Source organism: Rhodococcus sp. SJ-2, assembly GCF_053750035.1.
Genome location: NZ_CM132340.1, coordinates 4,806,160 through 4,827,570, shown reverse-complemented (window position 1 = coordinate 4,827,570; position 21,411 = coordinate 4,806,160). Strand labels below are relative to the sequence as shown.

Sequence of the window (21,411 nt, the reverse complement as noted above, 5' to 3'; positions counted from 1 at the left end):
GCCTCACTTCGGCGTGATCTCGCTGAGCTTCATCGACAGGTACCGGCGTTCGGGCGCGGTACCCGCGAGGTCCAGCGCGCGCCGATACAACTCGGCGGCTTCATCGTGACGTCCGAGGCGGTGCAGCAACTCGGCTCGGGCTGCGGCGTACGGGTGGTGATTGCGAATAGCCGGTTCGCCGGCCAGGTCCTCGAGCAGAGTCAGTCCCGCAGCGGGACCGTCGCGCATCGCAACAGCCACCGCGCGGTTCACCGCGACGATCGGTGACTGCGTGAGGGCGCCGAGCACGTCGTAGAGCGCCACGATCTGCGGCCAGTCGGTGTCGTCGGCGCGCTCCGATTCGTCGTGCACCGCCGCAATCGCCGCCTGCACCGCATAGGGGCCGGGACGTCCGCCGGTCAATGCTTCACCGACCAGATACCGACCTTCGTCGATCATCGGGAGGTCCCAGCGAGTGCGGTCCTGATCGGCGAGCAACACCAGCGCGCCCGACGAATCGGTGCGCGCTTCGCGGCGGGCGTGCACGAGCAGTGTCAGGGCAAGAAGCCCGGTCACTTCACGTTCCGAGGGCATCAGCCTGCGCAGGATCCGGGCCAGGCGGATCGCTTCTTCCGCGAGGTCGAGGCGCTGCAGTGACTCTCCGGTGCTCGCCGTGTACCCCTCGGTGAAGATCGAGTACACGGCGCCGAGCACCACCGGCAGCCGCTCCGGCAGCTCGTCGGGGCGCGGCACCCGGAACGGGATGCGTGCACCACGAATCTTGTTCTTGGCACGCACGATCCGCTGGGCCATGGTGGTGCGCGGGACGAGGAAGGCCCGCGCAACCTCGCCGGTATCGAGTCCAGCGAGGCAGCGCAGGATCAGCGCGATGCGGTCGTCCGGCGACAATGCCGGATGGGCGCATGCGAAGAAGAGTTCAAGCCGATCGTCGGGCAGGTCGTCGCCCTCGGGAACCGTGCGGGGCGCGGATCTCTCGGATTCCACTGCGAGGACCGCCAGCCGCTCTGCGTAGGCGCGGTCACGGCGGAGACGATCGAGAGCGCGCCGGCGTGCAGTTGTGAGCAACCACGCTCCGGGGCGATCCGGGACGCCGTCCACCGGCCAGTGAATCAAGGCAGCTTCGATCGCTTCGGACGCCACTTCCTCGGCGAGGTCGAGGTCACCGAACCGGTGGACGAGCGCCGCGAGCAGCCGGCCGTGTTCCTCCCGGAACACCGTCTCGATCCGCAGCGCGGCATCTGCGGAGGTGTCCGGGTCGGTCACAACTTAGGCCCCGAACTCCGCGATGGGTCGCACCACGACACGGCCGCCGTCGCGGGACCCGGGGCAGCGTGCCGCCCAGTCGAGCGCGACGTCGAGGTTCGGTACGTCGATGACGTCGTACCCTCCGAGAACCTCACGACTCTCCGCGAACGGGCCATCGGTGACGCTGCGACGGCCTTCGGCGTCCACCTGGACGGAGGTGGCGGTGACGAGGTCTTCGAGGGCATGCCCGGAAACAAGGATCCCCGCCTCCTTCAACTCCTTGTCGTATTGCTGCCAATCCTCGAAGTCACAGGTGGGCTCGATGTCGGTTGCGGTGTCTGCGTAGATCATCAGCATGTATTTCACGACGGATCTCCAGTGTGCGGATGTGCGGCCGGGTTGCCGTACATGATGACGACGAACGGACCTGCCTCGAATCGACATACCGCGCGAAATTTCTTTCGGGGGATCTCAGCCGCTGTTGCGCAGCGCGGTGGCGAGTCCGTTCATGGTCAGCTGTATCGCACGCTTGACCTCGTCGTTGTCCTCGCCGCCACGATATCGCCGCAACAGTTCGACCTGCAGGTGGTTGAGCGGTTCGAGATAGGGGAACCGGTTGTGAAGCGACCGTTCCAAGGCGGGGTTGTCGGCGACCAGCGAGTCGTATCCGGTGATCTGCAAGTACACCTGCACCGTGCTCTCGTGTTCGGCGACGATCCGACCGAACACCCGCGCGCGTAGTCCTTCGTCCTCCACGAGTTCCGAGTAGCGGGCCGCCAACCCCAGATCCGATTTGGCCATGACCTGGGCCATGTTCGACAGTACGGAACGGAAGAACGGCCACCGTCGGTAGAGCTCCTGCAGAGTCGCGAGCCGGTCGGGGGCGTTACCGATCCATTCCGTAATGGCACTGCCCGTGCCGTACCAGCCGGGAAGCATCACACGCGACTGGGTCCAGGCCAGCACCCACGGGATGGCACTCAGGTCGGCTATCGCCTCGGTCGGTTTACGAGACGCCGGGCGGCTCCCGATGTTCAGATCACCGATCTCGGCGACGGGAGTCGAAGTGGTGAAGTACTCGACGAAGCCCGGTGTATCGTGCACCAGGCTCCGGTAGGCCCGATAAGCGAGATCCGCTAGTTCGTCGAAGACTCTGTAGGCCGCCGGTGCGTCGGCACCGAGGCCTTCGACATCGAGGAGCGTCGACTCGAGTGTGGCGGCGACGAGTGCCTCCAGGTTTCGGCGGGCCAGAACAGGATCACGGTACTTCGCGGAGATCACCTCGCCCTGTTCGGTCAGGCGCAGCGATCCGTTCACCGCGCCAGGTGGTTGCGCGAGGATCGCATCGTCGCTCGGGCCGCCGCCGCGGCCGACCGTGCCGCCCCTGCCGTGGAACAGCCGCAGCCGGATTCCGGTCGCGCGCGCGGCATCCACCAAGTCCAGTTCGGCGCGATACAGCGCCCAGTTCGCGGCGAGATAGCCGCCGTCCTTGTTCGAGTCCGAATACCCGAGCATCACTTCCTGCACGCCGTCGTGGGCATCGACGAGGCTGCGGAACTCGGGGACGGCAAGTGCCGCGGTCAAGGTCGTCGCTCCCCCACGCAGATCGTCGATGGTCTCGAACAGAGGTATCACCTGGACGGTGCATCGTGGGTAGCCCGCGTCGAGATCGAGCAGCCCCACCTCCTTGAGCAACACCTCCACTTCGAGCAGGTCCGAGACCGACGTGCACATGCTGATGACGTAGTGCTCGATCGCGGTAGGACCGATGCGGCGCACCGCAGCCGCAGCGGCACGGAGGATCGCGAGTTCTTTTGCGGTCTCCTCCGTCAGGTGGGCCTCGGGCGTGCTCAATGGCCGACGGACGCGCAGTTCCGCGGTGAGCAGTGCGACCCGGGCATTCTCGTCGAGCTCACGGTAGCGGTCGGTCACCCCCGACCAGGCGAACAACTCGGCCACGACGCGTTCGTGGACCTCCGAGTTCTGGCGCAGGTCCAGCGGGGCGAGGTGGAATCCGTACACCTCGACAGCCCCGCGGAGCCGGGCCAGGCGGTCATCGGCGATCACCGCGCTGCCCGCACCCCGCAACGAGACGTCGAGGATTCCGAGATCGGCGAGCAACTGGGCCGGCCTCACGTAACCCACCGGCTCACCGTCGACGGTGTCGGCCAGTTCGAGTCCCGGATGCAGGCGCATCACGGTCGCAGAGAGCCGGCGGCGGATCCCGTGGACCGCTCGGCGGTACGGCTCGTCGCAATGGGCAGGGTCGTTGTCGCCGGAACCGTCCGCGAGCGCCTTCAGCTGTTCGGTGACCGGAGTGATCCGAGCCGACATCGACAGTTCGCGCTCTAGCGCCGCGAGTTCGCCGAGGTGGTGACGCAGCGCCGTCGCGCTGGCTCTGTCGCACGCTGTCGCCACGACGTCGGCGTCGACGTTGGGGTTGCCGTCGCGGTCACCACCGATCCACGACCCGGGGCGCACCAGGGGCTGGGTGAGGATCGCTGCACTGGGCCAGCGGCGGCGCAATTCGCGGCGGATCTCGGTGTTGAGTTCGGGGACGACATCGAACAGCGCGAGTTCGTAGTACCGCAGACCGTTCTCGATCTCGTCGCTGATCCGTGGCCGCGACAATCGGATCAACGCCGTCTGCCACAGCGTCAGGATCTGTCGGTGCAGGTCTTTGTCGAGTAGCTCACGCGCATGCGCGTCGGCCACGTTGTCGCGGCGACGCATGAGTTCGGTGACGGCGGTTTGCACGTCGAAGATGGTGCGGCGACGGGTTTCGGTCGGATGCGCGGTGATGACGGGAGCGACAAGCGCGGCGGCGAGGGCGTCGGCGACAGTGCCCGGATCGAGGTGCGCCGCATCGAGCCGGATGTAGGTCGCGGCGAGGGAGCTGTCCGGTGCTGGGTCGCCCGCATGGACGTGGACGGCGCGGCGACGTTCGCGGTGGAGATCTTCGGCAAGGTTCGCGAGCAGAGCGAAGTGACTGAAGGCACGCACCACCGGAATGGCATCGGCGGTGGGGACCGCGGTGAGACGCGCGGCCAGCTCGGAGCGTTCCAGTTCGGAACGCCGGATCTGGAAGCTGGCGACACGTGCTGCTTCGACAAGACCGAAGATCTCGTCGCCCGCATGTTCTCGGACGACGGCGCCGAGGATGCCGCCGAGCAGTCGGATGTCGTCGCGGAGTGGTTCGGTGGCCGAAGCCGGAGCGGTGTCGGTCATGCGCTCAGTATCCGCGGCCGGTTGCCGCTCCGCGAGCGCTACAGCGTCAGCTGAACTTGATCTGCAGCCCGATACCGAGGATGGAGATGACCCAGATGATGCCGACGAAGAGGGTCACTCGGTCGAGGTTCTTCTCCGCGACGGTCGAACCGGACAGGCTCGATTGGACTCCGCCACCGAACAGGCTCGACAGGCCGCCGCCCTTGGCGCGGTGCAGCAGCACCAACAGGATCAGCAGGAGGCTGGTGGCGATCAGGAGGATGTCCAGGAACAGTGCCATGTCGGTGTTCGGTGTCCTTCGGCTGGTGGGTGACGTCGGCCGTCAGCTTACCCGGTGGCCGGGTGCATGCAGATTCGCGGCACCGCAGTCATGCATGACCTCGCGTTGCCGCGAAACGCAGTCGAGCTTCGACAATGACTGTGGGGTGCAGGATCAGCACGGATCCTGCACCCCACAGCGGTGACACCAGCGTGTCGATTGCCTAGAGCAGCGGGCCTCCGGCAGCGATCGCCGACAATTGCGCGAACTCGTCGGCCTTGAGCGATGCACCGCCCACGAGACCTCCGTCGACGTCGGTTTGAGCGACGAGCTCACCGACGTTCTTGGCGTTGACGGAACCGCCGTAGAGGACACGGACGGACGCCGCGACCTCGGGCGAGGCCAGCTCGGCGAGGGTGGCCCGCACCGCGGCACACACCTCCTGAGCGTCGGCGGCCGAGGCCACCTTGCCCGTGCCGATGGCCCAGACCGGCTCGTATGCGACGACGATCTTGGCGATGTCGTCGGCGGACAGCCCGGCGAGCGAACCCTTCAACTGTTCGACGTTGTAGGCGACGTGGTTGCCCGCCTCACGAACGTCGAGACCTTCACCGATACATACGATCGGGATCAGACCGTGCGCGAGCGCAGCCTTCGCCTTGTCGCGGACGAGCTCGTCGGTCTCTCCGTGGAGGGTGCGCCGCTCGGAGTGTCCGACGACGACGTAGGTGCATCCGAGTTTGGCGAGCATGGCACCGGAGATCTCGCCGGTGTAGGCACCGGAACTCTGCGCCGACACGTCTTGCGCACCGTAGGTGAGCCCGATCTTGTCGCCTTCGATCAGGGTCTGCACCGAGCGGATGTCGGTGAACGGCGGGATGACCGCGACATCGACCTTCTCCAGGTACTTGTCGGGGAGGGTGAACGCGATCTTCTGCACCAGTGCGATGGCCTCGAGGTGGTTGAGGTTCATCTTCCAGTTGCCCGCGATGAGCGGTTTGCGTGCCATCTCATGCCTCCAGAACAGCGATGCCGGGCAGTTCCTTGCCCTCGAGGTATTCGAGGGAAGCGCCACCACCGGTCGAGATGTGCGAGAACCCGTCGTCGGGCAGACCCAGCTGACGCACCGCCGCTGCGGAGTCGCCGCCGCCCACGACGCTGAACGCACCCTTACCTGTGGCTTCGACGATGGCCTCGGCTACGCCTCTGGTGCCTGCCGCGAACTTGTCGAATTCGAACACGCCCATCGGGCCGTTCCAGAACACGGTCCGGGCCGCCGTGAGCAGCGACGCGAAACGCTGCACCGACTCCGGGCCGATGTCCAGCCCCATCCACCCGTCCGGAATCTCGGCGACGGGAACGGTCTTCGCTTCGGCATCGGCGGAGAAACTGTCGGCCACCACCACATCCTGCGGGATGTGGAGGACGTCGGCGAACCGGTCGAGCAGGCTCTTGCACGTGTCGATCATCGACTCCTCGAGCAAGGAGTTCCCGACGGAAATACCCTGTGCGGCAAGGAATGTGAAGCACATACCGCCGCCGATGACGAGGGTGTCCACCTTCGGTGCGAGCGCTTCGATCACCGCAAGTTTGTCGGAGACCTTCGAACCGCCGAGAACCACCGCGTATGGACGTTCGGTATCGGTGGTGAGCTTGGCCAGCACCTCCACCTCCGCAGCGACGAGACCGCCCGCGTAGTGCGGAAGCAGCTTTGCCACGTCGTACACCGACGCCTGTGCGCGGTGCACGACACCGAAACCATCGGAGACGAACGCGCCGTCGTCACCGACTAGCTCGACGAGCTCACGGGCGAGCGCCTGACGCTGAGCCTCGTCCTTGCTGGTCTCACGCGGATCGAACCGAATGTTCTCCAGCAGGAGGATGTCGCCGTCGGTCAGGCCCTCGGAACGAGCGAGGGCGTCCTGCCCGACGACATCGCCGGCGAGCTGGACGTTGCGGCCGAGCACCTCACCGAGCTTCGCCGCAACGGGAGCAAGCGAGAACTTCGGATCCGGCTCGCCCTCGGGGCGACCGAGGTGCGCGGTGACGACAACCTTGGCGCCCGCTTCCGCGAGTGCTGCGATCGTCGGCGCAGACGCGAGGATACGTCCGGGATCGGTAATCGTCGCGCCGTCCAGGGGGACGTTGAGGTCGGAGCGCACGAGCACACCGCGCCCCTCCACCCCGGCGTCGAGCAGATCCTTCAGGGTCTGAACTGCCACTGTTCGGGTGTCCTGTTCGTGTGGGGTGTCAGAGCGACTTGGCGACGAGACCGATGAGATCGGCCAGGCGGTTCGAGTAACCCCACTCGTTGTCGTACCAGGAAACGATCTTGACCTGGTCGTCGATGACCTTGGTCAACGGCGCGTCGAAGATCGACGAATGCGGGTCGGTAACGATGTCCGACGACACGATCGGGTCGGTGTTGTACTTCAGGATGCCCTTCAGCGGTCCCTCGGCAGCAGCCTTCATCGCCGCGTTGATCTCGTCGACGGACGCCTTGGTGCGAAGGTTGGCGGTGAGGTCGGTGACCGAGCCGGTGGGGATCGGCACACGCAGTGCGTAGCCGTCGAGCTTGCCGAGCAGCTGCGGGAGGACCAGGCCGATGGCCTTGGCGGCACCGGTGCCGGTGGGGACGACGTTCAGTGCGGCGGCGCGGGCACGGCGCAGGTCGGAGTGCGGACCGTCCTGCAGGTTCTGATCCTGCGTGTAGGCGTGGACCGTCGTCATGAGGCCCTTCTCGATGCCGAAGCTGTCATCGAGGACCTTGGCGATCGGGCCGAGGCAGTTGGTGGTGCACGACGCGTTCGAGATGATGTTCTGGCTGCCGTCGTACTTGTCGTCGTTGACGCCCATCACGATGGTGATGTCCTCGCCCTTGGCGGGCGCGGAGATGACGACCTTCTTGGCGCCTGCGTCGAGGTGGCCCTTGGCCTTGGCTGCGTCGGTGAAGATACCGGTGGACTCGACGACGACGTCGACACCCAGGTCGCCCCACGGCAGTGCGGCGGGGCCTTCCTTGATCTCGAGAGCCTTGATCTTCTGGTCGCCGACCACGATGAAATCGCCCTCGACACGCACGTCCTTGTCGAGGCGACCGAGGATCGAGTCGTACTTCAGGAGCGTCGCCAGGGTGTCGTTGTCGGTGAGGTCGTTGACCGCGACGATCTCGATGTCCGTGGTGCCGAGCGCCTTCTGCGCCTCGACAGCACGGAAGAAGTTACGTCCGATACGACCGAAGCCGTTCACGCCTACGCGGACAGTCACAGTGAAGCTCCTTTGCCCAGAATTTAAGTTTGCCCAGAATCCAAGATGAGTCTGCTGGTGTGACCACTACTCTAATGTGCGTGGTTCACCACTCGGGATCCGCCCTTGCGTGGCACGAATCACCACATCAGAGTGAAGCCCTAGGCTTCCTCGAGCAACTCCGCAGTCACCGCGGACTCGGTGTCGGGGACCCCGATTTCCTTCGCACGGCGATCGGCCATGGACAGCAGCCGTCTGATCCGACCGGCGACAGCGTCTTTGGTCATCGGCGGATCCGCGAGCTGACCGAGTTCCTCGAGCGATGCCTGTCGGTGCTGCACCCGCAGCGTGCCCGCTGCCGCGAGATGATCCGGCACATCGGCGCCGAGGATGGCCAGTGCCCGCTCGACCCGGGCAGCCGCCGCGACCGCGGCTCGCGCCGACCGCCGCAGATTCGCATCGTCGAAGTTCGCGAGCCGGTTGGCGGTCGCACGCACTTCACGCCGCATTCGACGCTCTTCCCAGATCAGCCGGGTGTCCTGCGCGCCCATGTGGGTCAGCAACGCACCGATGGCCTCGCCGTCGCGGATCACGACGCGATCGGCGCCGCGGACCTCACGTGCCTTCGCGGTGATCCCGAGACGACGGGCGGCACCCACCAGGGCGAGCGCTGCCTCCGGTCCGGGGCAGCTGACCTCGAGGGCAGAGGAGCGACCCGGTTCCGTCAGTGAGCCGTGCGCAAGGAACGCACCGCGCCACGCTGCAGCGGCATCGGACACGCTGCCGCCGACCACCTGCGCAGGCAACCCCCGCACCGGTCGACCGCGGTTGTCGAGCAGTCCGGTCTGCCGTGCGAGTGCCTCACCGTCCTTGCCGACCCGCACCACGTAACGCGAACTCTTGCGCAACCCGCCGGCACCGAGTACGAGCACCTCCGCCTGGTAGCCGTACAGCTCGAAGATCTCCTTGCGCAACCGCCGCGCGATCGACCCGAGATCGGCCTCCGCCTCCACGACTACACGTCCCGCGACGATGTGCAGACCGCCCGCGAACCGCAGCAACGAGGACACCTCGGCCTTGCGATTGCTGGTGCGGGTGACGACGAGCCTGCTCAGCTCGTCCTTGACCTCCGCTGTCATTGCCACGAGACGATCTCCCTTCCGCCACCGCCCACGGAACTGCTGCGTCCGTGCGGCGTGGTCAGATACTGTCCGAGCGCCCTCGCCAACTTGGCGGGGTCGTGCCGATGGGTGCCGGGTTCTGCGACGTCGACGAAGTCGACATCGGCGCCGAAACCGGTCGCAGCGCGCCGAAGGTGCTCACGTTCGCGACCGGCGGGTACCGATGCTTCGTCGACGACGACATTGTCGACGCGGAAGTCCGGCGCGTGCTGCGCCAGAACGTGCAGGTGGCGTTCCGCAGAGAACCCGGCGGTTTCGCCTGGTTCGGCAGCCAAATTGAGCACAAGCACCTTACGGGCGTTCGTGTGGATCAGGGCATCGTTGAGATCCGGGACCAACACGTGCGGGATGACGCTCGAGAACCACGAGCCCGGCCCGAGCACCACCATGTCGGCATCGCACACCGCGTCCAGCGCCTCGGGACCGGCCGGTGGGTTGGCCGGGATCAGCCGCACACGCCGCACTTTCCCCGGTGTGGTCGCGACCGCGACCTGTCCGCGGATGCATCGGCTCGCCCGCGGATCTGCTTCGAGGCCGGAGACGTCTGCCTCGATGTCGAGCGCAATCGGTGACATCGGCAGGACCCGACCACGCACCTGCAGGAGGCGGCCCACGGCATCGAGGGCGGCGACGGTGTCACCCAGCACCTCGGTCAGGCCCGCGAGAATCAGGTTACCCACCGAATGCCCGGCAAGGGCACCGGTACCACCGAAGCGGTGCTGCACGGTCTGCGTCCAGATATCCACCTCGGCATCGGCGGCAGACATCGCGGCGAGCGCCATCCTGAGGTCGCCGGGGGGGATCACGCCGAGCTCGGCGCGCAGCCGGCCCGATGACCCGCCGTCATCGGCGACGGTGACGACGGCCGTGACCCGGTCGGTGAGCCGGCGCACGGCGCGCAGCGTCGCGAACAGGCCGTGTCCCCCGCCGAGTGCCGTGATCGCCGGACCTGTCGGAGAATTTCCCAGATAGGTGCTCACTCGCGCCCCAGATCACGATGTACCACGTGCACGTCGAGTCCGGGCTCGCCGCTCAATCGACCCGCGAGGGCTTCGGTCATGGCAACGCTGCGGTGCTTGCCGCCGGTACAACCCACCGCGATGGTCATGTAACGCTTCCCCTCGCGCCGATAGCCGGCGGTGGTCAGTTCGAGCATCCGCTGGTAACTGTCGAGGAACTCCGGTGCACTCTCGTGGGACAGGACGTAGTCGCGCACCGGCGCATCGCGGCCGGTCTGCGGACGCAGGTCGGGAACCCAGTGGGGGTTCGGAAGGAAGCGCACATCGCATACGAGGTCGGAGTCCATCGGCAGACCGTACTTGAAGCCGAATGATTCGACGGTCACCTGAATGGTGTCGGACGTCGCGTCTCCGAAGGCCGTTTCGATCTTGCGCCGCAGTTCCGGCCCCGTCAGCGCGGACGTGTCGACGACGAGGTCGGCCGCTGCCTTCACGGGTGCGAGTTGTCCGCGTTCGGCCGCGATCCCGTCGGTGAGCGTGCGGTCGGCGGTGTCGGACTGCAAGGGGTGACTGCGCCGGACCTGCTCGAATCGTCGGACGAGCACGGCATCGGTGGCCTCGAGGAACAACACACGGGTCTGGACCGGCCGCGCAGCCAGTTCGTTGACGACCTGACCGAGATCGCCGGTGAACAGACGGCTGCGCACATCCATGACGATGGCCAACCGTTCGAGTGGCGGCTCGGCGCGCACCGCGAGATCGATCATGGAGATGACCAACTGCGGCGGAAGATTGTCGGCGACGAACCATCCGAGGTCTTCGAGCGCGGTGGCCGCGGTGCTCATCCCGGCCCCGGACAGTCCGGTGATGATGATCACCTCGGCGCGGGGTGCGGCACCGCCTCGACCCGATCCGATGGTGTCACTACCGACATCCGTCATTGCTGCGACTCCGCTCGTATTTCCGACACGCCGACTGTGTCATCATTGCCCACCGGCGTGTCTCCTGCATCCGGACCGGGTTCCGGAGTCGAGTCGGGTGGGGACGTCGAGACACCGCTCACCATCTCGCCGCGGAGTGCGTCGTGCACGGTCTGCGCGGTCGCGCGACCGATCCCCGGGACCGCCGTGATCTCCTCGACGGTGGCCAGACGCAGTTTCGCCACCGACCCGAAATGCATCACGAGCGCTTTTCGCCGCGTGTCACCGAGCCCCCGGATCCCGTCGAGCGCGGATGCTGTCATGCGCTGCGAGCGTTTGCTGCGGTGGTAGGTGATCGCAAACCGGTGTGCCTCGTCGCGCACTCGTTGCAGCAGGTACAACGACTCGCTCGCGCGCGGCAGAATGATCGGGTCGTCCTCGCCGGGCACCCACACTTCCTCGAGGCGCTTGGCGAGACCGATCACGGCAACGTCGGTGATACCGAGATCATCGAGGACTTCTGCGGCCGCCGCCACCTGTGGCGCACCACCGTCCACCACATACAGGTTCGGTGGATACGCGAAGCGGCGCGGCCTGCCGGTGGCAGGGTCGAGCGCGGCCTCCGGTGCTGCGTCACCACCGTCACCACCGCCCTCGCCGGTCGCGGCGTGCGCGACGTCGCGGTTGTGCCGGAGGAACCGGCGGCGCGTGACTTCGGCGATCGAACCGACATCGTCGGATCTGCCCTCACCCGCAGCTTCCTTGATCGCGTAGCGCCGATAGTCGGATTTGCGCGGAAGCCCGTCTTCGAAGACCACCAGCGACGCAACGACATCTGTGCCCTGCACATGGCTGATATCGACGCATTCGATGCGCAGCGGCGCCGAGTCGAGGTCGAGGGCCTCCTGAATACCCTGCAAGGCCGCCGACCGAGCGGTGAAATCGCCGGCCCGCCGCAGTTTGTGCTGCGTCAACGCTTCTTTCGCATTGCGCAGCACCGTCTCGGCGAGCGCCTTTTTGTCGCCGCGCTGCGGTACGCGCAGCCGCACCGGTCCGCCCCGAAGACCCGACAACCAGCGGCTCATCTCGTCCGGGTCCGGTGGCAGCGCCGGAACCAGGACTTCACGTGGTACCGCGCTTGCGGCGCGGTCGCTGTCGGCAGCGGTGGTGACCGCAACCTCCTCGCCGTAGAACTGTGTGAGGAACTGTTCGACGAGCAGCGACAACTCTTCGTCGCGATCGGCGTCGTCGGATCCGGACGGCCGCGCGTCGCGATCCGCCGGACGGTCGACGACGTCGCCGGACTTCTCCACGACCCAGCCACGCTGACCGCGGACGCGGCCACCGCGCACGTGGAACACCTGGACGGCGACCTCGAGATCGTCGCCGGCGAACGCGACGAGATCGGCGTCCGTTCCGTCACCGAGTACCACGGCCTGCTTCTCGAGCGCCTTCCGCAGCGCGCCGAGATCGTCGCGCAGACGTGCTGCAAGCTCGAAATCGAGTTCCTCGGAGGCAGCGTGCATTCGTGTCTCGACCTCGCGGACGAGCCGGTCGGTGCGGCCGGCGAGGAAGTCACAGAAATCGTCGACGATCCGGCGGTGTTCGTCGGCGTCCACCCGACCGACACAGGGAGCCGAGCACTTGTCGATGTAACCGAGCAGGCACGGCCGCCCGATCTGCGAGTGCCGTTTGAAGACGCCTGCCGAACAGGTACGGGCGGGGAACACCCGCAACAACAGGTCGAGGGTTTCCCGGATCGCCCACGCGTGGGAGTAGGGACCGAAGTAACGCACGCCTTTTCGTCGGGGACCGCGGTAGACGAACAGTCGCGGGAACTTCTCCCCCACACTCACGGCCAGCATCGGATACGTCTTATCGTCCCGATACCGCACGTTGAAGCGCGGATCGAATTCCTTGATCCAGTTGTACTCGAGTTGCAGCGCCTCGACTTCGGTGCGCACCACCGTCCACTCGACGCTGCCTGCGGTGGTGACCATCTGCCGGGTGCGCGGGTGCAACGAGGAGACGTCGGCGAAATACGAGTTCAAACGCGAACGCAGGCTCTTGGCCTTGCCGACGTAGACGACCCGGCCGTGCGGGTCGCGGAATCTGTACACCCCCGGCTCCGTGGGGATGGTGCCGGGGGCGGGGCGGTATGTCGAGGGGTCGGGCACGACGTCCAGGCTAGCCGTCCGCGCCGACACCCCGGCCGTACCGTGCTTCTATCGCACGAAAGCGCTCCAAGGCGTCGACAGCGTGTGCGCCGTCGCGGGCCTGCACCGCGACCACGGCCAGATACTCGTCGTCGGGAAGTTCGAGATGAGCCCAGGGCGCGTCGTGCGGAAATGAGATTCCGCGCACCTGATTCCAGCCGAAATGCTTCTCCTGGAACATGTTCCGAATCGAGATACCGCTCGCACCTGCACGCAGCCGGGGGCGGGTGAACAACAGTACCCCGGCCGCGACCACGAGTCCGATCAGGACCATCGCGATCTGATCGGCGACCCGCAGGTGCACACCGGTGTCGCCGCCCGACCGCAGGACCACGGCCGCTCCGATGTGGCCGACCACCAGGAACCCGGCGATGATCTGCGCCACCCGGGTCATCTTGCGTGCGCGGACGTCGAGTTCCCACGCGGTATCGGTCGCTGCCGTCACCGCGCCGCTCCTCGGAGCCGTCGCAGAGTCACGGCGGTGTCGAGTGCGGCTGCACATGCCTGGCCGCCTTTGTCCTCGATCGAATCCGGCAGCCCGGCACGGTCGAGTGCCTGCTGCTCGGTCTCGGTGGTGAGCACACCATTGCCGACCGGGGTGCCCTCGTCGAGGGCGACGCGGGTCAATCCGTAGGTCACGGCGTCGCACACGTATTCGAAATGCGGGGTCCCGCCGCGGATCACGACACCCAACGCGACCACGGCATCGTGTGTGCGGGCAAGTTGCTGCGCGACCACGGGCAGTTCGATCGCACCTGCGACACGTTCGACGGTGATCTCGGTGATCCCGGCGTCCACGGCGACTCGCCGGGCCCCGGCGATGAGCGCATCGGAGAGCGCGGTGTGCCACCGGCCCGCAACGATCGCCACACGCAGACCGGCGGCGTCCGCAAGTTGCAGGTCGGGTAGCCCTTCACCGCTCATCAGGCGTCACCGGCCTCGTAGTCGTCGAGTCCGATCAGGTCGTGACCCATCCGGTCGCGCTTCGTACGCAGGTAGGTGAGATTCTCCGCGTTCGCACGCAGCGGCATCGGGACACGCTCGGTGATCTGCAGGCCGTATCCGTCCAGCCCGACCCGCTTGGCCGGGTTGTTGGTCAGCAACCGCATCGACGCGATACCGAGATCGACGAGGATCTGCGCGCCGATGCCGTAGTCGCGTGCGTCGGCGGGCAACCCCAGTTCCAGGTTCGCGTCGACGGTGTCGGACCCCGCATCCTGCAGCTGATAGGCCTGCAGTTTGTGCATCAGCCCGATGCCGCGGCCCTCGTGCCCACGCATGTAGAGCACGACACCGCGCCCCTCCGCTGCCACCATCTCGAGTGCCGCGTCGAGTTGAGGACCGCAATCGCAGCGCAGCGATCCGAAGACGTCACCGGTCAGGCATTCGGAGTGCACGCGCACCAGCACGTCCGCACCGTCACCGTCGGGGCCGGCGAGGTCACCGCGGACGAGCGCGACATGCTCTACCTCGTCGTAGATGCTCTGGTACCCGACCGCGGTGAAGTCACCGTGCCGGGTGGGGATACGGGCCTCGGCGACCCGCACCACGTGCTTCTCGTGCTTGCGACGCCACGCGATGAGATCCGCGATGGAGATCAGGGCGAGGTCGTGTTCGTCGGCGAACACCCGGAGCTCGTCGGTGCGGGCCATGTGGCCCTCGTCCTTCTGCGAGACGATCTCGCAGATCACGCCTGCCGGGCGCAGATCTGCCATTCGGGCGAGGTCGACGGCCGCCTCGGTGTGGCCGGGGCGTCGCAGGACGCCCCCCTCCTTCGCGCGCAACGGCACGACGTGGCCCGGACGCGTGAAGTCCAGCACGGTCGAGTCGGGGTCTGCGAGCAGCCGCATCGTGGTGGCACGGTCGGACGCCGAGATGCCGGTGCCGATACCTTCCTTCGCATCGACCGTGACCGTGTACGCGGTACCGTGCTTGTCCTGGTTCGTGGAGTACATGGGGGGCAGACCGAGCCGGTCGCAGTCGTCGCCGTCGAGCGGCACACACAGATAACCGGAGGTGTAGCGCACCATGAACGCCACGAGTTCGGGAGTGGCCTTCTCCGCAGCGAAGATGAGGTCGCCCTCGTTTTCACGGTCTTCGTCGTCGACCACGACGACCGCCTTACCGGCGGCGATGTCGGCGACCGCGCGCTCGATGGTGTCGAACCTCGTCACTTGCCCTGACTCCAAATCTTCTAGTCGGACGACTCGTGCTTCGCGTCCACTGTCCTGTTCCACAGTACGACCTCTCACCGAGCGTTCTGCAGTCGCTCCACGTACTTCGCGATCACGTCGACCTCGAGGTTGACGGTGGTACCCGCCTCGGCGCCACCGAGCGTGGTCAGCGACAACGTCGTCGGGATCAGCGAGATCTCGAACCATTCGTCGCCCGGCTCGCCGCCGAGCGCCGACACCGTCAGCGACACGCCGTCGACCGTGATCGAACCCTTCTCGACGACATACCGGGCGATGCTCGCAGGCAAGGAAATCCGGACCACCGTCCAGTTCTCGGACGGCGTGAGCAAGAGCACGGAGCCGGTCCCGTCGACGTGGCCCTGGACGATGTGCCCGCCGAGACGGCTGTTCACCGCTGCCGCGCGTTCGAGGTTGACGCGGCTGCCCGCGGCGAGGTCCTCGAGGCTCGAACGGTTCAGTGTCTCCTGCATCACGTCCGTGGTGAACGAGTCGGTGTCGACGACGTCGACGACGGTCAGGCACACACCGTTGACCGCGATCGAGTCACCGTGTTTGGCGTCGGCTGTCACCACCGGCCCCCGCACAGTGAATCGAGCGGCATCCGCGAGGTCTTCGCGCGCCACGATTTCACCCAGTTCTTCCACGATGCCGGTGAACACGGTCGGCTCCTTCACTCCCGGTCGGTGACCGGGTTCGTCAGTCCCGGTCCGGGACCAGGGTCATGAGGACATCGGCGCCGACGGTCTCGACGCGCTCCCGACGAAACCGTAGCGCCTCGGTGATCGTGGTGACGCCCGCGTCCTGCACGGCGGCGCTCCCGTCTCCGAGCACGACCGGCGCGATGTAGGCCTGGATTCGATCGACCCGGCGGGCCGCCAGGAATGCCCCCGCGAGACGCGGGCCACCCTCGAGAAGCACGTCGGGGTGGTCGGCGAGCGCGGCAAGGACCTCGTCGACGTCGTGGGTGCGCAGTACGAGGGTGGGCGCGCTGTCGTCGAGCACCCGCGCATCGGTGGGGATGTCACTGAACCCGACGACCACACGCAAGGGCTGATGGGGTGCGAGATCACCGTCGGGCAGGCGCGCGGTCAGCCACGGGTCGTCGGCGAGAACGGTGCCGGTGCCCACGACGATCGCGTCCAGTCTGCTGCGTTCGTCGTGCACGCGTGTGCGGGCGTCCGCTCCGGAGATCCACTGACTGGTGCCGTCGGCGGCCGCGCTGCGGCCGTCGAGCCCGGCCGCGTATTTCCAGGTCACGTGCGGACGGCCGGTGCGCTGCCGATGCAGCCACGCGCGAAGTGAGCTGTGGGCCACGGTGTCCGCGCCGAGACCTTCGTGGACCGCCACGCCTGCGCCACGCAGGGTGTCTGCGCCGCCCCCTGCGACCGGGTTCGGATCTGCGATCGCGTAGTGCACTGTCGCAATACCGGCATCGATCAAGGCTTGTGCGCAGGGTCCGGTACGACCGGTGTGGTTGCAGGGTTCGAGGGTCACGACGGCGGTTCCGCCACGCGCCCTGTCTCCGGCGGCCGCGAGGGCGCGCACTTCGGCGTGGGGACCGCCGGGCGGTGCGGTGGCCCCCACTCCGGCGATTCGACCGTCCGCGTCGACGATGGTCGCGCCCACCGGCGGATTGGGGCTCGTCGTCCCGCGCACTGCTTCCGCGGCGTCGAGCGCGAACTGCAGCGCTTCGGTGAGTTCCGGCGCGATCACGGCGCGAGGGTCAGGTGCGCGGAGGCCCTCCCGGCCTGCGCGCGCAGTTTGCGCACCGCTTCTGCGGGATCCTCCGCGCCGTAGACAGCGGAGCCTGCGACGAAGCAATCGACACCGGCCTCGGCAGCGGCCTCGATGGTATCGGCGTTGATCCCCCCGTCGATCTCCACGAGCAGACGCAGTTCACCGGAATCCACCAGTTTCCGGACCGCGCGGGCTTTGCCGAGCACGTCGGGGATGAAGGACTGGCCACCGAATCCCGGTTCGACACTCATCACGAGGAGCGTGTCGAACTCCTTCAGGATCTCGAGGTACGGCTCGATGGGAGTTCCGGGCTTCACAGACAGCCCGGCCTTACCACCTGCGGCGCGGATATCCCGCGCGACGGCGATGGGATCGTCCGTGGCCTCGACGTGAAACGTGACGTTGTGCGCGCCTGCCTCGGCGTACGGCGGCGCCCACCTACCCGGATCCTCGATCATCAGATGACAGTCGAGAGGAATGTCGGTTGCCGCGAGCAACGACTGCACGATCGGCAGGCCGAGAGTCAGGTTCGGCACGAAATGTGCGTCCATGACGTCTACATGCAGCCAGTCGGCGCCGGCGACGGCCTCGGCCTCATCGGCGAGGCGCGCGAAGTCCGCGGAAAGAATGGAGGGGGCAATCATCGGGTGGGCCACATCGGGAAAGTCTAGTGCGCGGCCGGACCCGATCGAAAACAATGCCGGGTCGCCACCGCCGACGTAGATGAGGACCTATGGCACTGGCCCCCGAAGCCGCGAAATGGTTGAGTCGAGGCTGATCAACTCTTCACTCACCGGTGCATCGTGCCGATCCGACCCGAGCGATACTTCGGGGCGTCACTCGGCGACCGATCGATGGCAAGTGAATGACCTGGCCGGGGTTGCGGCCACCACAGCGCCGCAGGGGGGCGCTCCGGTGACCGCGGTCCCGGGGCACGGACGGATCCGCTCCCGAAAGCCACCAAGTACGCCCATACTCGACGGCATCCGACGAAGGGGCACAGGTGAGCACTCCGAATCCGGCACCACTGGCCGGCAAAACCATGATCATGTCCGGCGGAAGCCGTGGGATCGGCCTCGCCATCGCACTGCGCGCCGCCCGGGACGGCGCCGACATCACACTGATCGCCAAGACCGACACTCCGAATCCGAAGCTGCCCGGCACCATTCATACCGCCGCTGCCGAACTCGAGAAAGCAGGCGGACGCGTGCTGCCGTTCGTCGGCGATGTCCGCGACGACGACGCGGTCGCCGAAGCGGTCCGGCAGACGATCGAGCGGTTCGGTGGGATCGACATGGTCGTCAACAACGCCTCCGCGATCGACCTGTCACCCACCACCGACATCGCGATGAAGAAATACGACCTCATGCAGGACATCAACTGCCGCGGCACGTTCCTGCTCTCGAAGCTGTCCATCCCCGCTCTGCGCGACTCGGCGAAAGCAGGCCGTAACCCGCACATCCTGACGCTGTCACCACCCCTGAACCTCTCCCCCAAGTGGGCAGGAGCGCATCTTGCCTACACGATGGCCAAATACGGGATGAGTCTGACGACACTCGGTCTCGCCGAAGAATTGAAGAACGACGGAATCGGCGTCAACTCGCTCTGGCCGCGCACCACGATCGCGACCGCCGCCGTCCGCAATCTCCTCGGCGGTGAGCAGATGGTCGATTCGTCGCGGACGCCGGACATCTACGCCGACGCCGCGTACGCCGTCCTGACCTCACCGAGCACCGAGGCGACCGGAAACTTCTACATCGACGACGAAGTGCTCGCCGATGCCGGCATCACCGACCTCGAGCCGTACCGGGCGGGCACCGGCGAACTCCAACTCGATCTGTTCCTCGACTGATGAGAGGTACCACGCGCAGCGACCGGGGTGCGCGTGGTACGGCAGGCACGAAGCCGCGGCCCCGTCGACATCACAGACTGCGGGCGAGGGCGTCGAAGCGATCGATGTCTTCGCGCCGGCAGACGTGGCTGCCTGCTGTGAGCAGCGCGGCGGAGCCGCAGGCGATTCCCAACGCCAACGCATCGCGCAGCGGCCGATCCTGCAACAACCCCACTACGAGCCCCGCCACCATGCTGTCACCGGCCCCGACCGCGCTGCGCACCTCGACGTCGAGGGCGGGCACCTGCACCGTTTCGGCGGCGGTGACCATGATGGCCCCGTCGGCACCGAGGGAGACCACGACGACCTCCGCGACACCGCGGTCGACGAGTGCGCGGGCGGCGCCGATCCGGTCCTCCGATGTGGGGAGGTCGTGACCGACCCACTCGCACAATTCGTCCAACGACGGTTTGACGAGAAACACCCCCGACTCGATGCTCGCGAGTGCGTCACCCGAAGAGTCGAGGACGAACCGCGCTCCGGCGTCGCGGGCGGCCTCGGCGATCTGCCGCACGAAGGTGCCCGGCACACCGGGCGGGAAGCTTCCGCTGGCGACGACATACTTAGCGTCCTTCGCCACCTTCGTGAGCGCGACCAGGCACTGTTCCTGTTCCTCGGCTGTCAGCTCTGGGCCGGGAGTGACGAACCGGTACTCGAGGCCGCTCGCGCGGTCGATCGTCGTGAAGCACTCCCGGGTGTCGTCGACGATGGGCACGATGTGCTCTTCGACATCGTCGTCGTCGAGTAACCCGCTCATCTGTTCGCCGCGTGCACCTCCCGCCGGGTACACCGCGGCGGCCGACGCACCGAGCACGCGCGCGACCTTCGCGACGTTCACCCCGCCCCCGCCTGCATCGTAGAACGGCTCGTCGCACCGGAGTTTGCGGGTGGGAACCACCCGGTCGGTGAAAGTGGTGACATCGAGGGCCGGGTTCATGGTCAGTGTGACGATGTCGGGCATACGCGAACCCTATTGGCAGGGGTGCTTGCACGTCGACCCGGAGAAACTTGCCGTGGTCGGCGCCGACCTCTACGCGAGCGAAATCCTCGTCACGCCGCGGTCGCCGCGGCGACCTGCCGTTTGTTCTTCTTACCCCACCCCTTGCTCCGGCATGCGACGGCGGAGCCGAGCATGAGCAAACGCATCGATCGTGCTGCGGCATCGACGAGCAGGTCGTGACCGTTGGCGACGGCGTCCTCCAGTTTCATCGGGACGGGGATGATCGACGCGATCGCACCGATTCCGACGTCGTGTACGTCCAATGCGCCTGGGCCGAGCGACCCGGCGAGCGCAAGCACCGGTACCCCGACTCGCTGAGCGCGCCGAGCGATCTCGGCGGGTACCTTGCCGCGCGGTGTCTGGAAGTCGATGCTCCCCTCTGCGGTGATGATCAGGTCGGCGCGCGCGACGAGGGCGTCGAGGTCGATGCAGGAAAGGCCGCTGTCGAGCAGTACGTCGAAACGGGACGCGATTCGGGCCCCGATAACGGCAAGTCCTGCGCCGAGCCCGCCCGACGCCCCACTGCCCGGGCCGGTCCTGACATCGAATCCCGTAGTAGTGCAGTGCTGTTCGAGCACCGTCGCCCACCTGTCCAACGCGGCCGAAAGCTCCTCGACCTGCGCGGGACTCGCACCCTTCTGCGGCCCGAACACGCGGGCGACGCCCCCCGGCCCGCACAACACGTTGTGGGTGTTGCACGCCAGGACGATCTCTGCATCGGCGAGCGCTGGGTGCAGGGCGTCGAGTTCGAGCCGATCGGACCGAGCCAGATGGCGACCCCCGTCGGGAAGATCGTGCCCGTCACAGTCGAGGATCCGAGCGCCGAGCGCCTGCAGGGCGCCGGCACCTCCGTCGCAGGTGCCGGAGTCGCCGCATCCGACGATGATGCGGCGGACGCCGTCGTCGAGTGCGGCAGCGATGAGCTCACCCACACCTCGGCTTGTGGTCCGGCCGGGGTCGCGGCGGTCGCCGGGCACGAGGCGCAGGCCCGCGGCCGAGGCCATTTCGATCACTGCAGTGCCAGCGGCAGCGCCCCCGAGTAGTGCCCAATGCGCGACCACTGGTTCGCCGACGGGGCCGGTGACCGTGGTCGGCACGAGAGTGCCTCCGGTGGCCGCCGCGAGGATCTCGGCGGTACCCTCCCCTCCGTCCGGGATCGGGACGGTGTCGACGGCGACGCCGGGCAGTGCCCTCCGGACACCGACCGCGATCGCCGAGGCCACGGACGGGGCGTCGAGACTCTCCTTGAATCCGCTGGGCGCGACGAGAATTCGGTGTGGGACCTTCAGTGCCATGACGTCACTCCTATCGGTACGGTGAAAGCGTTCAGTGGG

Annotated in this window: 20 protein-coding genes; 1 reads left to right on the top strand and 19 read right to left on the bottom strand. The window is 67.1% G+C overall.

From position 1 onward, the window contains the following. Positions 1 to 3: 3 nt before the first annotated feature. From ACSYG9_RS22650 to rpe, 17 genes are all read right to left on the bottom strand, one after another. Positions 4 to 1,263, bottom strand: a complete 1,260-nt coding sequence (locus ACSYG9_RS22650) for a DUF6596 domain-containing protein (RefSeq protein WP_440124592.1) — start codon at positions 1,261 to 1,263, stop codon at positions 4 to 6. Positions 1,264 to 1,266: 3 nt separating this feature from the next. Beyond that, complete coding sequence (locus ACSYG9_RS22645) at positions 1,267 to 1,611, bottom strand: YciI family protein (protein WP_440124591.1); 345 nt, start codon at positions 1,609 to 1,611, stop codon at positions 1,267 to 1,269. A gap of 105 nt (positions 1,612 to 1,716) precedes the next feature. After that, complete coding sequence (gene ppc / locus ACSYG9_RS22640) at positions 1,717 to 4,473, bottom strand: phosphoenolpyruvate carboxylase (protein ID WP_454840010.1); 2,757 nt, start codon at positions 4,471 to 4,473, stop codon at positions 1,717 to 1,719. A gap of 46 nt (positions 4,474 to 4,519) precedes the next feature. Further along, positions 4,520 to 4,753, bottom strand: coding sequence for a preprotein translocase subunit SecG (gene secG, locus ACSYG9_RS22635; protein ID WP_054720914.1), 234 nt, complete (start codon positions 4,751 to 4,753; stop codon positions 4,520 to 4,522). A gap of 202 nt (positions 4,754 to 4,955) precedes the next feature. Then, complete coding sequence (gene tpiA / locus ACSYG9_RS22630; RefSeq protein WP_440124589.1) at positions 4,956 to 5,741, bottom strand: triose-phosphate isomerase; 786 nt, start codon at positions 5,739 to 5,741, stop codon at positions 4,956 to 4,958. A 1-nt stretch (position 5,742) separates the two neighbouring features. Further along, positions 5,743 to 6,954 (bottom strand): phosphoglycerate kinase, encoded by a 1,212-nt coding sequence (locus ACSYG9_RS22625; RefSeq protein WP_440124588.1) that lies wholly within the window; start codon positions 6,952 to 6,954, stop codon positions 5,743 to 5,745. 28 nt (positions 6,955 to 6,982) lie between these two features. Further along, entirely contained in the window at positions 6,983 to 7,999 is a 1,017-nt protein-coding gene (gap, locus tag ACSYG9_RS22620) for a type I glyceraldehyde-3-phosphate dehydrogenase (RefSeq protein ID WP_440124587.1), read from the bottom strand. Positions 8,000 to 8,139: 140 nt separating this feature from the next. Further along, positions 8,140 to 9,117: a DNA-binding protein WhiA gene (gene whiA, locus ACSYG9_RS22615; RefSeq protein WP_440127768.1), complete on the bottom strand. Its 978-nt coding sequence runs from the start codon at positions 9,115 to 9,117 to the stop codon at positions 8,140 to 8,142. After that, positions 9,114 to 10,139 (bottom strand): uridine diphosphate-N-acetylglucosamine-binding protein YvcK, encoded by a 1,026-nt coding sequence (locus tag ACSYG9_RS22610; RefSeq protein ID WP_440124586.1) that lies wholly within the window; start codon positions 10,137 to 10,139, stop codon positions 9,114 to 9,116. Before ACSYG9_RS22610 ends, whiA begins: the two co-directional genes overlap by 4 nt. After that, the gene (rapZ, locus tag ACSYG9_RS22605; protein ID WP_454843025.1) at positions 10,136 to 10,963 is read right to left on the bottom strand and encodes an RNase adapter RapZ; all 828 of its coding nucleotides are present in this window, start codon (positions 10,961 to 10,963) and stop codon (positions 10,136 to 10,138) included. Before rapZ ends, ACSYG9_RS22610 begins: the two co-directional genes overlap by 4 nt. A gap of 92 nt (positions 10,964 to 11,055) precedes the next feature. Beyond that, positions 11,056 to 13,215 (bottom strand): excinuclease ABC subunit UvrC, encoded by a 2,160-nt coding sequence (uvrC, locus tag ACSYG9_RS22600; RefSeq protein ID WP_440124584.1) that lies wholly within the window; start codon positions 13,213 to 13,215, stop codon positions 11,056 to 11,058. 10 nt (positions 13,216 to 13,225) lie between these two features. Beyond that, complete coding sequence (locus ACSYG9_RS22595) at positions 13,226 to 13,699, bottom strand: PH domain-containing protein (RefSeq protein WP_440124583.1); 474 nt, start codon at positions 13,697 to 13,699, stop codon at positions 13,226 to 13,228. Continuing rightward, a complete protein-coding gene (ribH, locus tag ACSYG9_RS22590; protein ID WP_454840007.1) occupies positions 13,696 to 14,178 on the bottom strand; it encodes a 6,7-dimethyl-8-ribityllumazine synthase in 483 nt (160 codons plus the stop codon). Before ribH ends, ACSYG9_RS22595 begins: the two co-directional genes overlap by 4 nt. After that, on the bottom strand, positions 14,178 to 15,428 hold the full coding sequence (locus tag ACSYG9_RS22585) for a bifunctional 3,4-dihydroxy-2-butanone-4-phosphate synthase/GTP cyclohydrolase II (RefSeq protein WP_440124581.1): 1,251 nt from the start codon (positions 15,426 to 15,428) through the stop codon (positions 14,178 to 14,180). Before ACSYG9_RS22585 ends, ribH begins: the two co-directional genes overlap by 1 nt. Positions 15,429 to 15,502: 74 nt before the next feature. Beyond that, complete coding sequence (locus ACSYG9_RS22580; RefSeq protein WP_454840005.1) at positions 15,503 to 16,108, bottom strand: riboflavin synthase; 606 nt, start codon at positions 16,106 to 16,108, stop codon at positions 15,503 to 15,505. A 37-nt stretch (positions 16,109 to 16,145) separates the two neighbouring features. Next, positions 16,146 to 17,162, bottom strand: a complete 1,017-nt coding sequence (gene ribD, locus ACSYG9_RS22575; RefSeq protein WP_454840004.1) for a bifunctional diaminohydroxyphosphoribosylaminopyrimidine deaminase/5-amino-6-(5-phosphoribosylamino)uracil reductase RibD — start codon at positions 17,160 to 17,162, stop codon at positions 16,146 to 16,148. Further along, positions 17,159 to 17,842 (bottom strand): ribulose-phosphate 3-epimerase, encoded by a 684-nt coding sequence (gene rpe / locus ACSYG9_RS22570; RefSeq protein ID WP_454840003.1) that lies wholly within the window; start codon positions 17,840 to 17,842, stop codon positions 17,159 to 17,161. The genes ribD and rpe overlap by 4 nt, the downstream gene beginning before the upstream one ends. Positions 17,843 to 18,234: 392 nt before the next feature. Here rpe and ACSYG9_RS22565 point away from each other — a divergent pair, with 392 nt between their 5' ends. Then, a complete protein-coding gene (locus ACSYG9_RS22565; RefSeq protein ID WP_454843024.1) occupies positions 18,235 to 19,038 on the top strand; it encodes an SDR family oxidoreductase in 804 nt (267 codons plus the stop codon). A gap of 70 nt (positions 19,039 to 19,108) precedes the next feature. Here ACSYG9_RS22565 and ACSYG9_RS22560 read toward each other — a convergent pair whose 3' ends face one another. Beyond that, complete coding sequence (locus ACSYG9_RS22560; protein WP_440124576.1) at positions 19,109 to 20,038, bottom strand: hexose kinase; 930 nt, start codon at positions 20,036 to 20,038, stop codon at positions 19,109 to 19,111. An 89-nt stretch (positions 20,039 to 20,127) separates the two neighbouring features. Then, complete coding sequence (locus ACSYG9_RS22555) at positions 20,128 to 21,372, bottom strand: glycerate kinase family protein (protein ID WP_454840002.1); 1,245 nt, start codon at positions 21,370 to 21,372, stop codon at positions 20,128 to 20,130. Between the last annotated feature and the right edge of the window lie 39 nt (positions 21,373 to 21,411).

What these genes read in the sequence shown, in the direction of transcription:
- ppc (WP_454840010.1), bottom strand. Translation starts at nt 4,473, where the DNA reads ATGACCGACACCGCTCCGGCTTCGGCCACCGAACCACTCCGCGACGAC.
- secG (WP_054720914.1), bottom strand. Translation starts at nt 4,753, where the DNA reads ATGGCACTGTTCCTGGACATCCTCCTGATCGCCACCAGCCTCCTGCTG.
- tpiA (WP_440124589.1), bottom strand. Translation starts at nt 5,741, where the DNA reads ATGGCACGCAAACCGCTCATCGCGGGCAACTGGAAGATGAACCTCAAC.
- whiA (WP_440127768.1), bottom strand. Translation starts at nt 9,117, where the DNA reads ATGACAGCGGAGGTCAAGGACGAGCTGAGCAGGCTCGTCGTCACCCGC.
- rapZ (WP_454843025.1), bottom strand. Translation starts at nt 10,963, where the DNA reads ATGAGCACCGCGGCCACCGCGCTCGAAGACCTCGGATGGTTCGTCGCC.
- ribH (WP_454840007.1), bottom strand. Translation starts at nt 14,178, where the DNA reads ATGAGCGGTGAAGGGCTACCCGACCTGCAACTTGCGGACGCCGCCGGT.
- ACSYG9_RS22565 (WP_454843024.1), top strand. Translation starts at nt 18,235, where the DNA reads ATGTCCGGCGGAAGCCGTGGGATCGGCCTCGCCATCGCACTGCGCGCC.
- ACSYG9_RS22560 (WP_440124576.1), bottom strand. Translation starts at nt 20,038, where the DNA reads ATGCCCGACATCGTCACACTGACCATGAACCCGGCCCTCGATGTCACC.
- ACSYG9_RS22555 (WP_454840002.1), bottom strand. Translation starts at nt 21,372, where the DNA reads ATGGCACTGAAGGTCCCACACCGAATTCTCGTCGCGCCCAGCGGATTC.